Source organism: Streptomyces cinnamoneus, assembly GCF_014650495.1.
Taxonomy (GTDB): domain Bacteria; phylum Actinomycetota; class Actinomycetes; order Streptomycetales; family Streptomycetaceae; genus Streptomyces; species Streptomyces cinnamoneus.
On sequence record NZ_BMVB01000008.1, the window covers coordinates 279,093 to 290,855 of the forward strand.

The window sequence follows — 11,763 nt, forward strand, 5'->3', positions numbered from 1 at the left end:
TCAGTGGGCTTCCCCCAGCATCCGCCTCAGCAGGTCGCGCAGTGCCGTGCGCTCCTCCGTCGACAGGCCGGCCAGGGGCTCGCGGGCGAAGTTCAGTGACTCGCGCAGGCGGGCCGCCGTCGCCGTGCCCTCCTCGGTCGCGGCGGCCAGCTTCACGCGGCGGTCCTCCGGGTCCGTGCGGCGCTCGACCAGGCCGCGGGTCGCCAGGCGGTCCACGATCCCCGTCACGTTCGACGGCTCGCACTTCAGCTTCAGGGCGATCCGCCGCATCGGCATGGGCTCGCGGGCGAGCAGCGCCAGGACGCGGGCCTGTGCGCCGGTGAGGGAGTACTGGGCCGCCGCCTCCTCGTACTCCTCGTGGTAGCGCGCGACGACGGTCCCGATGAGCTCGCACACCTCGTAGGTGAGGGCGTCGGCCGGCGGTGTCGGAGAAGTCATGGGACACAGGTTACCCGGTTACTTGACAACATGAAATATCGAGGCACATGATTGTTTCAGCTCCTGAAGTATTCAGAAGGGTTGGTCCCCATGTCCGCCACGCCTGCCACCAGTCGCGAATGGCACCTCGTCGCCCGTCCCCAGGGCTGGCCGAAGCCCGAGGACTTCGCCCTGCGCGAGGCCCCGGTCGCCGAACCCGCCGAGGGGCAGATCCTGGTCCGCAACATCCACCTGTCCGTGGACCCGTACATGCGGGGCCGGATGAACGACGTGAAGTCCTACATCCCGCCCTTCCAGCTCGACCAGCCGATGGACGGCGGGGCGGTCGGCGAGGTCATCGCCTCCCGCGCCGAGGGCTTCGCCCCCGGTGACCACGTCCTGCACGGCCTCGGCTGGCGGGAGTACGCGGTGGTCGACGCCGCGCGCGCCGCCAAGGTCGATCCCGGCGTCGCCCCGCTCTCCGCCTACCTCGGCGTGCTCGGCATGCCGGGCATGACCGCCTACGCGGGCCTGCTGGAGGTCGCCTCCTTCAAGGAGGGCGACGTCGTCTTCGTCTCCGGCGCCGCCGGTGCCGTCGGCAGCCTGGTCGGCCAGATCGCGGGGCTCAAGGGCGCCGCGCGCGTCATCGGCAGCGCGGGCTCGGACGAGAAGGTCAAGGTCCTCCTCGACGAGTACGGCTTCGACGCCGCCTTCAACTACAAGAAGGGCCCGGTCGCCGAGCAGCTGAAGGAGGCCGCCCCCGACGGCATCGACGTCTACTTCGACAACGTCGGCGGCGAGCACCTCGAAGCGGCGCTCGGCTCCCTCAACCTCAAGGGCCGCGTCACCATCTGCGGCATGATCGCCCAGTACAACGCGACCGAGCCGACGCCCGGCCCGCGCAACATGGTCAACATCCTGGCCAAGCGCCTGCGCGTCCAGGGCATGATCGTCTCCGACCACGAGGCGCTGCGCCCGCAGTTCGTCCAGGAGGTCGGCGGCTGGATCCGCTCCGGCGAGCTCACCTACCGCGAGACGGTCGTGCACGGCATCGAGCACGTCGGGGACGCCTTCCTCGGCCTGCTGCGTGGTGAGAACACCGGCAAGATGATCGTCACCCTCGGCGACTGACGGCCCCGGACGCTCTTCTCCCCTCCCTCTCTTCCTCTCTTCTCTCTTTAAGGAAAATCGTTATGCCGATCCAGCCCGTCGACGTCGTCTACACCGCCGTCGCCACCGCCGAGAACGGCCGTGACGGCCGCGTCGCCAGTGACGACGGCCAGCTCGACGTCGTCGTCAACCCCCCGAAGGAGCTCGGCGGCAGCGGCGCCGGCACCAACCCCGAGCAGCTCTTCGCCGCCGGCTACAGCGCCTGCTTCCAGGGTGCGCTGGGCGTCGTCGCCCGCCAGGCGAAGGCCGACATCTCCGGCTCGACCGTCACCGCCGAGGTCGGCATAGGCAAGACCCCGGACGGCGGCTTCGGCATCAAGGTCGCGCTCTCCGCCCGCATCCCGAACGTCGACGAGGCCACCGCCCGTGAGCTCGTGGAGAAGGCGCACCAGGTGTGCCCGTACTCCAACGCCACGCGCGGCAACATCGAGGTCACCCTCGACGTCGCCTGACCGGGACGTCTCCGGGACGGTACCGGGACGCGAGCGCGACGGCCGCGTCCCACCGAGCGGCTACGCTTTCCCGCCATGCGAGACCTTGTAGCGGGCATGACGTACCTGGCCAGGGGCCAGCGCTGGGTGGGGCGCAACCGCCGGCAGTGGGGGTTCGGGCTGCTGCCCGGGCTGATCACGCTGGTCGGATACGCGGCGGCGATCGTCGCGCTCGTCGCCGGTGCGGACGACGCGGTCGTCTGGGCCACGCCCTTCGCCGACGACTGGGGCTCGCCCTGGCTCGGCCTCTTCCGCGGGGCCATGACCGCGCTGTTCTTCGGCGGCTGCCTGCTGCTCGCGCTGATCTCCTTCACCGCCGTGACGCTGCTCGTCGGCCAGCCCTTCTACGAGGCGCTCTCCGAGCGGGTCGACCGGGCCGAGGGCGGCGCCGTCCCCGAGTCCGGACTGCCGCTGTGGCGGGAGCTGTGGATCTCGGCCCGTGAGAGCCTCGCCGTGCTGGTGCGGGTGGCCCTGTGGGGAGTGCTGCTCTTCGCGCTGGGCTTCGTGCCCGTCATCGGACAGACCGTCATCCCTGCGATCGGCTTCTGCGTCTCGGGCTTCTTCCTCGCGGAAGAGCTCACGGCGGTCGCCCTCCAGCGGCGGGGCGTGCCACTGAAGGAACGGCTGGCGATGCTGCGCTCGCGCAAGCTGCTGACGCTGGGCTTCGGGGTGCCGCTGGCGCTGCTGTTCCTGATCCCGCTCGTGGCGGTGTTCGTGATGCCGGGCGCCGTGGCGGGGGCGACGCTGCTGGTGAGGGACCTGACGGGGGAACAGGCGGAGCAGGACGGCGAGAGGGTGACCGAGGCCGGGAGCCCGTCCGAGAGCCTCCCCGCCCTGTAGGCCGCGGGCCGGCCCGGACCGGCGCCGGGCCCCGGGGCCGCCGGACGTCTCACACGAGAACGTCCGCCACCGCGGCCACCACCAGCCCGGCCTCCGTCTCCCCGGCCACCGCCAGTTCCGCCCCGTCCGGCCCCCACACCGCGCTCAGGCCGCACGCGTCGTACGGCCCCGCCGCCCCGACGTGGTTGGCCAGCAGGACGTGCAGGCCGTTGTCCTTCGCCAGGGCGGGGAAGATCTCCCGCCGCTCGGCCTGCCCCGGCCCCCGGCCGTACAGCGAACTCGCCACCAGCACCCGGCAGCCGTCCGCCACGGCGCGCTCCGCGAGGTCGGGGAAGTGGGCGTCGAAGCAGATGGCGAGGCCGAACGCCGTGCCGTCCAGCGTGAAGCGGCCGTCCTGCGTGCCGGCCACGAACCCGGCGGCGCGCTCGCCGTCCGTCACGTGCACCTTGTCGTAGCGGGTGAGCAGCGCGCCGTCCGGCCCGTACACGAACGAGCTGATCGTCGGCCCCTGCGCCGTCCGCCCTGCGCAGTTGACCACCGCCGCGACGCCTGCCGCCCGGCAGGCGTCGCGGACCGGGGCGAGCCGCGGGTCGCCGGGGGCCAGGGCCAGCCGGCCGGGGTCGGCGGCAACGGCGTCGAGCTCGTAGCCGGTGACCGCCAGTTCCCCGAAGACGACGAGCGCAGCGCCGCGCCCGCCGGCCTCGGCGACGAAGCCGGCCATGCGGGCCACGTTCGCCCCGACGTCGAGCGGACGGGCCGTGAACTGCGCTGTTGCAATGATCATGACCCCATCATGACCGCCCGGCGCTCCCCACGGCCACCGCCAGCACCGACCGGATCTGAGCGGTGATCGCGAGCCGGTTGTTCACGAACGCGGGGTCGGTGACCTGCCCGTGCGCGGGATCGGTGTTGCCCTGGCCGAACTGCAGCACCGGCGTGTGCAGATGCCCGCCGGGCACCCGTGCCCGTACGGCGTCGCGCAGCAGCGTGGCGCGGTAGGCGATCTCGTTGGAGAGGTAGTCGCCACCGCCGCCCGCGCGGGCCGTCGAGCCCGGCGTCGGGCCGTCCGCCCGGTGCTCCTCCTCGGTGCCGCCCGCCGGTATCTCGGTGACGGCGGTGTTGTCGTACACCGGGAACGGGCCCGTCCGCGCGGCCGTGATCGCGGCGTACGGCAGGGTGGTGGTCGTCCACTGCGGCTGCGGGGTGACGGTCGGGATGCCGGACGGCACGGGCACGGTCCCGGTGCGGGAGACGTTCAGGTTGTCCGGGTAGCCGCCGCGCCAGGCCCCGTTGGTGCGCTCGACGTCGAAGCGGCCGACGCGGCCCTGGCTGATGGTGGTGAACAGGTCCACCCGGCCCGGCCCCGGCCGCAGGTGCGGCAGCAGCGTCCGCTCGACGGTGCCGTCCGCGAAATCCGCCCAGCGCACGGGGAAGACGGCCGCCTCGATGCGCGCCGGGCCCGCGGGCGTCTCGACGGTGGTGCCGTCGAGGGCGAGCGCCGCCGCCCCCGAGGGGTTGGAGCGCCGGACGTCGGAGTCGAGCTGGAACGGGTCGAAGCCGGTGATCACCACGCGCTTCACCCCGTCGCCCGGCGGCAGCTCGATCGAGTCCTGCCCGCGCGAGGTGCGCTCCACCGCGGCCACCAGGTCCGCACGCCGCCGCTCGTCCAGGGCGAACGCCGGCCGCCACTCGCGCAGCGCCCGCGTCAGGGCCAGCCGCGCCCAGTACAGCGGCCGGTCGTCGTCCCGGCTCAGGTCGCCGCCGTCCGGACCGCGGCCCTGGGCCCGGTCCACGGCCCGCCGCCACAGGTTCCGCCCTTCGGCCGTCACCAGCTTTTCGGCCTCCGCGCAGGAACGGGTCCGGCCCAGGCCGCGGGTGAAGCCGGCCGTGAGGCCGTCGAATCCGCTGCGGCGCAGGATCTCCTGCGGTACGGGGCCGGTCAGCCGCTGCTCCTCGACGGTGAGCGGCGCGGGGGAGGGGCCGGCGGCCGCGGCGGGGACGGACAGGGCGAGCGGGGCGCAGACGAGCAGGGCGGCGCCGAGGGCACCGAGCCGGCACCGGCGGGAGACGCCGGTTTGGGAGGCGAGTGCGTTCCGGGAAGCATTCTCATGAGGTCTCATGAGGCGGAAGGAAACCACCGTGGCCGCTTTGACGGTAGAGGGCAACCAACACCCTGTGGAGCCCGATGAGTTCCGGACACAATGGCGGGATGAACGCAGTGCCGCTTCTCGCCGATCCGCTCATATCCGCCGGAAGACTCTTCGCTGACGCACTGTTCGACCCGGGTGCCGGTCAAGGCACCCGCCAGTTCACCGAGTTGGCCCTCGCCCTGCTCCTCTCCTCGCTCATCGGCCTGGAGCGCGAGCTGCAGCAGAAGAGCGCGGGGCTGCGCACCCACACCCTGGTCGGGGTGGGCAGCGCACTGTTCATGGAAATCTCGATCCACGGCTTCTCCGCGCTGCCCGCGCTGGACGGCGCCCGCCTGGACGGCTCGCGGGTCGCCGCGCAGATCGTCTCCGGCATCGGCTTCATCGGCGGCGGTCTCATCTTCGTCCGCCGTGACGCGGTGCGCGGCCTGACCACGGCCGCCACCATCTGGCTGACCTGCGCGATCGGCATGGCCTGCGGCGGCGGGCTGCCGCTGCTCGGCGCCGCCGCGACCCTGGTGCACTTCCTGGTGGTGCGCGGCTTCCCCATGGTCACCCGCCGGCTGACGGTGGCGCCGGTCACCGAGCGGGTCGAGCTGCGGCTGTCCTACCGGACGCGCCGGGGCCTGCTGGGGCGGGTCCTGGAGCTGTGCACCAAGAGCGGCTTCCAGGTGACGGACGTTCAGGTCGACGCCACCGACCCGGGCGGCGGCGAAGGGTCCGACAAGGGCAAGAGCAAGGGCAAGGAGGCGGGTGTCGTCCTCAGCCTGGAGGGCAAGGGCTCCGCGCATCCGCTGGTCGAGGAGCTGACGGACTGGGACGGCATCCTCGGCGTCGGACTCCGCGCGCACCGCGAGAGCACGGAGTGATCCGCGGGCGTCCGGCGCCGTTCCCCGCCGAGGGTGAACTCGCTTGGGAGATCGGGGCCTTCATCCGATAGCGTGCGGGGCGAGGGCGGGCGCGCACACCGCGTCCGGACCCTCGGCCACGGCCTGGCCTCCGCCGGGCGGGTGCGCGGGGCGCCGGCTGCCCGGGGCGAGGGTACGGGCGCCGGAGCCACGGACCGCGCCCGCGTCACCGGTGGCGGACCAGGCCGTGCGACGGGCCGGCTCTCCGGCCACCCCAGGGGCGGGGGCGGGGCCACCTGACAGGCCCTGCCCCTTCCCTCCCGGCCCACGAGCCCCCCCGGTACGGCCCTTCCTAGGCGACGGGCCTGTCGGCGGTGATCGCGCGGTAGGCCAGTCCGGCCAGCTCGCCCTGGCCCTTCTTGCTGGGATGGAACCAGTCCCACTTGCTCAGTTCCTGCTGGGTGAAGTTGTAGCCGTTCACGGCGCCGTCGTAGCGGCACAGTGCGTCCTTGGAGCAGACGTCCTTCAGTACGGCGTTGTACTCGCCGACCCTCTTGTCGACCTGTGCCCGCCGCTCCTCGGCCGCCTCGTCCACCGCGTCGGCGTCGCGCAGCATCGAGGGGCAGATCGACGCCATCTTCCAGATCTGCTTGCCGAGCACGTTCTTGCGGCCCTCCGACCACAGCCGCTTGAGGTCCGGAATGCCGGCGACGTACACCTGGGACGTGGGCAGGCTGCTGCGCAGGGTGCCGAGGGCGCTTTGCAGGTCCGCGCGGAAGCTGTCCACCGGTGTCATCTGCGCCACATCGGCGCGGCAGGCGTCGTTGGCGCCCAGCAGGACCGTCACCAGCTGCGGCTTGTGGGCGACGGCCGCGCGCATCTGGCCCGGCAGGTCGGCCATCCGGGCACCCGTCCTGGCGTAGTTCCAGCTGCTGGTCTGCGGCGAGAGCAGCAGTCGGCGGGCGAGGCTGTCGACCTCGGTGCCGGTGGCCCAGGAGACCTCGGGGCAGTCCTCCAGCACCGAGCAGGCGTCGAAGCCGCGGGTGATGGAGTCGCCGAGGGAGGCGAGCGACTCGGGGCGGGTCTTCCAGGCCGGGCGGGCGGGGCTCGGCGTGGCGGGCGCGGTCTTGTTCTCGGCGTCGCCCTCGCAGCCGGTGGCCAGCAGGACCGTGCCGAGCGCCACCGCGGCCGCCCGTGCGCCCGCGGAGCGCCGTGGCCCCCTCGTCGTGCCCATCTCGTTCCCCCTCCGGCCGGGTGATATCTGTCCGGGACCGACGGTACGTCACGCCGGAGGTCTTCCCGCACGGTAGTTTTTCCTTGATGATCAAGTCGGTCCGGGATCTTTGCAATCACGGCGCCACGAAATCACAACACGTCACTTCCTGTCCCTTTTCAGGAGAATCGCTCCCAATGGTGTTTACTGTTGGTAACCTCGCGAGCTGGTGCGGGTGTGGCCTTTGGGGCGTAATGCCCATCGCTGCCCCCAGCGGGACCGGTACGGACGCGAGGCCGCTGGGGAAGGCGAACCTCGAACCGCACTGGAGGTCCCGGTGACGACACGTGGAGTTCTGTACGTCCACTCCGCGCCCCGCGCGCTGTGCCCGCACGTCGAATGGGCCGTGGCGGGCGTCCTCGGCGTGCGCGTCACCCTCGACTGGATCCGGCAGCCCGCCGCCCCCGGCACCTGGCGCTCCGAGTTCTCCTGGCAGGGCCAGGCCGGCACCGCCTCCAAGCTCGCCTCCGCGCTGCGCGGCTGGCACCTGCTCCGCTTCGAGGTGACCGCCGAGCCCAACGCCACCGCCGAGGGCGAGCGCTACAGCTCCACCCCCGACCTGGGCATCTTCCACGCCGTCACCGGCATCCACGGCGACATCCTCGTCCCCGAGGACCGGCTGCGCGCCGCGCTCACCCGCGCCGCCGACGGCGAGAGCGACCTGCAGGCCGAGGTCGCCAAGCTGCTCGGCAAGCCCTGGGACGACGAGCTGGAACCCTTCCGCTACGCCGGCGAGGGCGCCCCCGTACGGTGGCTGCACCAAGTGGTGTGACGCCCCGGGCGGCCCGACCCGGTACGCGACGGGGCGGGTGAGCGCCCCCCGCCCCGGCCGCGCCCTTGCGCTGGAGCCCACTCCAGCGCCTAGCGTCCAGGGCATGACCGACACCGTCCCCGCCCCCACCGTCAGCGTCCTCGGCACCGGCATCATGGGCGCCGCCATGGCCCGCAGCCTGGCCCGCGCCGGCCTGTCCGTACGCGCCTGGAACCGCACCCGCGCCAAGGCCGAGCCCCTCGCCGCCCACGGCATCACCGTCTGCGGCACCCCCGCGGAGGCCGTGCGCGGCGCGGACGTCGTCATCACCATGCTGTACGACGGCCCGGCCGCCCTCGACACCATGCGGGCCGCCGCGCCCGGGCTGCGCCCCGGCACCGTCTGGGCCCAGTCCACCACCGCCGGGCTCGACGGCTTCGCCCACCTCGCCGCCCACGCCCGCGAAGGGGGCCTCGTCCTCGTCGACTGCCCCGTCCTGGGCACCAGGCAGCCCGCCGAGGAGGGCAAGCTCACCGTCCTCGCCGCCGGGCCCGACGAGGCGCGCCCGGCCCTGGACCCCGTCCTCGACGCCATCGGCAGCCGGACGGTCTGGGTCGCCGACGACGCGGCGGGCGCCGCCGCCACCCGGCTCAAGCTCGTGATCAACAGCTGGGTGCTGACCGTCACCCACGGCACCGCGGAGGCCCTGGCCCTGGCCGAGGGCCTCGGCGTCGACGCCCGGCTCTTCCTGGACGCCGTGGCCGGCGGGCCGCTGGACATGGGCTACCTGCGGGCCAAGGCCGGCCTCCTGCTGGACGGCGGCCTCATCCCGCCGAGCTTCGCGACCACCACGGCCGAGAAGGACGCCCGGCTGATCGTCGAGGCCGGCCGGGCGGCCGGCGTCCGCCTGGACGTGGCGGCCGCGGGCGCCGAGCGCTTCCGCCGGGCCGCCGAACAGGGCCACGGGGACGAGGACATGGCCGCCTCGTACTACGCCAGCTTCGAGAAGTAGCCCGCCCCGCACCCGCACCCGCACCCGCGCCCCCGCCGTGCCGCGCAACGCGAAGGGCCCGCTCCTGCCACCGGTGGCAGAAGCGGGCCCTTCACCCGTGCAGGGGGTGCGACCGTCAGATCGTCCGCAGGGCGAGGACCACGTTGTGGCCGCCGAAGCCGAACGAGTTGTTGATGGCCGCGATGGTGCCCTCCGGGAGCGAACGGGGCTCGTCGCGGACGATGTCCGCCTCGATGTCCTCGTCCAGGTCCGTGATGTTGATCGTCGGAGGAGCGGTGCGGTGGTGCAGCGCGAGGACGGTCATGACCGTCTCGATGCCGCCGGCGCCGCCGAGCAGGTGACCCGTCATCGACTTGGTCGCCGACACCGCGACGTGGTCGAGCTCGTCGCCGAGGACCTTGCGCAGCGCCTTGATCTCGGCCGCGTCGCCCTGCGGCGTGGAGGTGGCGTGCGCGTTGAGGTGCACGACCTCCGAGGGCTTCAGGTCCGTGGTGTCGAGCAGGTTCTGCAGGGCCGCGGCGATGCCACGACCGGAGGGCTCGGGCTGGGCGATGTGGTGGCTGTCCGCGGACAGGCCCTGGCCCAGCACCTCGCAGTAGACGCGGGCGCCACGCCGGGCGGCGTGCTCGGCCGACTCCAGGACGACGACACCGGCGCCCTCGCCGAGGACGAAGCCGTCACGGGCCTTGTCGTACGGACGGGAGGCCGTGGTCGGCTCGTCGTTGTTCTTGGACATCGCCATCATGTTGGCGAAGGCCGCGATGGGAAGCGGGTGGATGGCCGCCTCGGTGCCGCCCGCGACCACGACGTCGGCGCGGCCGGTGCGGATCATCTCGACGGCGTAGCCGATGGCCTCGGCGCCGGACGCGCAGGCGCTGACCGGGGTGTGCACGCCCGCCTGGGCGTTCACCTCCAGGCCGACGTTGGCGGACGGGCCGTTGGGCATCAGCATGGGCACGGTGTGCGGGGAGACGCGGCGGACGCCCTTCTCCTTGAGCACGTCGTACTGGTCGAGCAGGGTCGTCACGCCACCGATGCCGGAGGCGATGACCGTACCCAGGCGCTCGGGGACGATGGAGGAGTCCTCGCCGGCCTTGGCGGTGAAGCCCGCGTCGGCCCACGCCTCGCGCGCGGCGATCAGCGCGAACTGCGCCGACCGGTCCAGCTTGCGGGCGAGCGGACGCGGCAGCACGTCCTCCGGGTCCACGGCGGCGGGGGCGGCGATGCGGACCGGGAGGTCGGCGAAGCGCTCACCCTCCAGGGGCTTGACGCCGGAACGCCCGGCGAGCAGCCCTTCCCAGGTCGATGCGCTGTCGCCACCCAGCGGTGTGGTTGCGCCGATACCGGTGACGACCACGGTGCGATTGGTCGGATTCACAGGGATTCTGTCTCCACGTGTAGAGGTGCTGGAACCGCCACCGCAGGGGTGGCGACGAACGCTTCGGGTCAGGCCTGGTGCTTGAGGATGTAGTCGGCAGCGTCGCCGACGGTCTTCAGACCCTTGACGTCCTCGTCGGGGATCTTCACGTCGAAGCGCTCCTCGGCGGCGACGACGACCTCGACCATGGACAGCGAGTCGACGTCCAGGTCGTCGGTGAAGGACTTCTCACGGGCGACGTCCTCGACGGGGATGCCGGCGATCTCGTTGACGATCTCGGCGAGGCCCGTGATGATTTCCTGCTCGGTGGCGGCCATGTGGCGCTCCTTCTATCAATAGTGCTGTGGAACTGCGGTAAGGAAACTGCTGAGGCGGTGAGACTGCCGCGACCGGACGGGGGGCCCGGTCCCGCGGATCTCGCCTAGGGGAGGGTAACGACCGTGGCGGCGTACACGAGACCCGCCCCGAAGCCGATGACGAGCGCGGTGTCGCCGCTCTTCGCCGCTCCGGTCGCCAGGAGGCGCTCCATGGCCAGCGGGATGGAGGCCGCGGAGGTGTTGCCCGTGGTCTCCACGTCACGGGCGACCGTGACGCTCTCCGGCAGCTTGAGGGTCTTGACCATCGAATCGATGATCCGCATGTTGGCCTGGTGCGGGATGAAGACGTCCAGGTCCTCCGCGCTCACCCCGGCCTCGTCCAGCGCCTGCTGGGCGATCTTCGCCATTTCGAAGACGGCCCAGCGGAAGACCGCCTGACCCTCCTGGGTGATCGCCGGGAAGCGGACGTCCGTCTCCTCGCGGTAGACGTCCCACGCGACGGTCTGCTTGATCGTCTCGGCCTTGTCGCCCTCCGAGCCCCACACGGTCGGGCCCATGGCCGGCTCGGTCGAGGGGCCGATGACCACGGCGCCCGCGCCGTCACCGAAGAGGAAGGCCGTGGCGCGGTCCTCCAGGTCGGTCAGGTCGGACAGCCGCTCGACGCCGACGACCAGGACGTACTCGGCCGAGCCGTCGGTGACCATGCTCTTGGCGAGGGTGAGGCCGTAGCCGAAGCCCGCGCAGCCGGCCGAGATGTCGAAGGCCGGGGGCTTGCCGGCCCCCACCTTGTGGGCGATCTCGGTGGCGATGGCAGGGGTCTGCTTGAAGTGCGAGACCGTCGCGACGAGCACCGCGCCGACCTGCTCGGGCGTGATGCCCGCGTCGGCGATGGCCTTGCCGGCCGCCTCGACGGACATGGCGGCCACGGTCTCCTCCGGGCCGGCCCAGTGCCGGGTGGCGATGCCCGACCGGGAGCGGATCCACTCGTCGGAGGAGTCGATGTGCTTGAGGATCTCCTCGTTCGGCACCACCCGGACCGGGCGGTAGCCGCCCACGCCCATGATGCGGGCGTACGGGGCGCCCTTCGCGGGCCTGATCTTCGAGGTCATGCTCTCGGAC

13 protein-coding genes are annotated in these 11,763 nt (G+C 72.6%); 6 read left to right on the forward strand and 7 right to left on the reverse strand.

Going from position 1 to position 11,763, the window contains the following annotated elements; all coding sequences use genetic code 11:
* The gene (locus tag IE182_RS14930; RefSeq protein WP_190110269.1) at positions 1–438 is read right to left on the reverse strand and encodes a MarR family winged helix-turn-helix transcriptional regulator; all 438 of its coding nucleotides are present in this window, start codon (positions 436–438) and stop codon (positions 1–3) included.
* A gap of 90 nt (positions 439–528) precedes the next feature.
* On the opposite strand from IE182_RS14930, the gene IE182_RS14935 reads away from it, so the two are divergent.
* From IE182_RS14935 to IE182_RS14945, 3 genes are all read left to right on the forward strand, one after another.
* Entirely contained in the window at positions 529–1,548 is a 1,020-nt protein-coding gene (locus IE182_RS14935; protein WP_190110270.1) for an NADP-dependent oxidoreductase, read from the forward strand.
* 62 nt (positions 1,549–1,610) lie between these two features.
* On the forward strand, positions 1,611–2,039 hold the full coding sequence (locus tag IE182_RS14940; RefSeq protein WP_190110271.1) for an organic hydroperoxide resistance protein: 429 nt from the start codon (positions 1,611–1,613) through the stop codon (positions 2,037–2,039).
* 75 nt (positions 2,040–2,114) lie between these two features.
* On the forward strand, positions 2,115–2,918 hold the full coding sequence (locus IE182_RS14945) for an EI24 domain-containing protein (RefSeq protein WP_190110272.1): 804 nt from the start codon (positions 2,115–2,117) through the stop codon (positions 2,916–2,918).
* Positions 2,919–2,967: 49 nt separating this feature from the next.
* On the opposite strand, the gene IE182_RS14950 is transcribed toward IE182_RS14945, so the two are convergent.
* The gene (locus IE182_RS14950) at positions 2,968–3,702 is read right to left on the reverse strand and encodes a carbon-nitrogen hydrolase family protein (protein ID WP_190110273.1); all 735 of its coding nucleotides are present in this window, start codon (positions 3,700–3,702) and stop codon (positions 2,968–2,970) included.
* Positions 3,703–3,709: 7 nt separating this feature from the next.
* Positions 3,710–5,038, reverse strand: coding sequence for a PA0049 family protein (locus IE182_RS14955; RefSeq protein ID WP_229844816.1), 1,329 nt, complete (start codon positions 5,036–5,038; stop codon positions 3,710–3,712).
* A gap of 89 nt (positions 5,039–5,127) precedes the next feature.
* Between IE182_RS14955 and IE182_RS14960 the strand changes: the two genes are divergently transcribed.
* Positions 5,128–5,934 (forward strand): MgtC/SapB family protein, encoded by an 807-nt coding sequence (locus IE182_RS14960; RefSeq protein WP_190110274.1) that lies wholly within the window; start codon positions 5,128–5,130, stop codon positions 5,932–5,934.
* A gap of 331 nt (positions 5,935–6,265) precedes the next feature.
* Here the strand turns inward: IE182_RS14960 and IE182_RS14965 are convergent, their stop codons facing one another.
* Complete coding sequence (locus tag IE182_RS14965) at positions 6,266–7,147, reverse strand: SGNH/GDSL hydrolase family protein (protein WP_190110275.1); 882 nt, start codon at positions 7,145–7,147, stop codon at positions 6,266–6,268.
* Between the two features lie 316 nt (positions 7,148–7,463).
* Here IE182_RS14965 and IE182_RS14970 point away from each other — a divergent pair, with 316 nt between their 5' ends.
* Positions 7,464–7,958 (forward strand): DUF3145 domain-containing protein, encoded by a 495-nt coding sequence (locus IE182_RS14970; RefSeq protein ID WP_190110276.1) that lies wholly within the window; start codon positions 7,464–7,466, stop codon positions 7,956–7,958.
* A 103-nt stretch (positions 7,959–8,061) separates the two neighbouring features.
* A complete protein-coding gene (locus tag IE182_RS14975; protein WP_190110277.1) occupies positions 8,062–8,949 on the forward strand; it encodes an NAD(P)-dependent oxidoreductase in 888 nt (295 codons plus the stop codon).
* 115 nt (positions 8,950–9,064) lie between these two features.
* On the opposite strand, the gene fabF is transcribed toward IE182_RS14975, so the two are convergent.
* The 3 genes from fabF to IE182_RS14990 all read right to left on the reverse strand — a co-directional run bounded on the left by fabF (position 9,065) and on the right by IE182_RS14990 (position 11,753).
* Positions 9,065–10,327, reverse strand: coding sequence for a beta-ketoacyl-ACP synthase II (fabF, locus tag IE182_RS14980; protein WP_190110278.1), 1,263 nt, complete (start codon positions 10,325–10,327; stop codon positions 9,065–9,067).
* Positions 10,328–10,395: 68 nt separating this feature from the next.
* Positions 10,396–10,644, reverse strand: a complete 249-nt coding sequence (locus IE182_RS14985) for an acyl carrier protein (RefSeq protein ID WP_190110279.1) — start codon at positions 10,642–10,644, stop codon at positions 10,396–10,398.
* 104 nt (positions 10,645–10,748) lie between these two features.
* Entirely contained in the window at positions 10,749–11,753 is a 1,005-nt protein-coding gene (locus IE182_RS14990; protein WP_190110280.1) for a ketoacyl-ACP synthase III, read from the reverse strand.
* Positions 11,754–11,763 lie beyond the last annotated feature (10 nt).